The following is a 423-nucleotide window of genomic DNA, read 5'->3' on the forward strand; positions in this document are numbered from 1 at the left end:
CGCGGCGCCTGCATCAGCGCTATTTGCACGCCACCCTGTCGAACGCGGACATGGCCGACATGGCGGTGCTGGCGCGCGTGCGCGATTTCCGCTGGGATCTGGTCATGACGGCCGAACCGGCCAGGGCCGTCAAGCCGGCGCCCAAGGTGTACCAGATGGCGCCGACCTATCTCGGCCTGAAACCCGAGGAAATCATGATGGTGGCCTGCCACAAACCCGATCTCCTCGGCGCGCGCGGGCAAGGTTTGCGCACCTCCTTCATTCGCCGACCACTGGAAGCAGGCCCCGGCGGCAAGGTCGATACGCAGCCCGACCCTCGCTTCGACCTGGTGACCGACAGCTTCACGGAATTGGCGGACTTGCTCGGGGCCTAGCTGGTTGAATGGTGCGCGGTGGAGCCACCGCGCCCCCCTCAGGCCAGCC

1 protein-coding gene is annotated in these 423 nt (G+C 67.1%); it reads left to right on the forward strand.

The window, feature by feature from the left end; translation table 11 throughout:
* Positions 1-374: HAD-IA family hydrolase (locus FQ755_RS17180; RefSeq protein WP_144156046.1), on the forward strand; the 374-nt coding region annotated here is incomplete at its 5' end.
* Positions 375-423 lie beyond the last annotated feature (49 nt).

The sequence above is a fragment of the Paraburkholderia sp. BCC1885 genome (assembly GCF_900996235.1).
GTDB lineage: Bacteria > Pseudomonadota > Gammaproteobacteria > Burkholderiales > Burkholderiaceae > Paraburkholderia.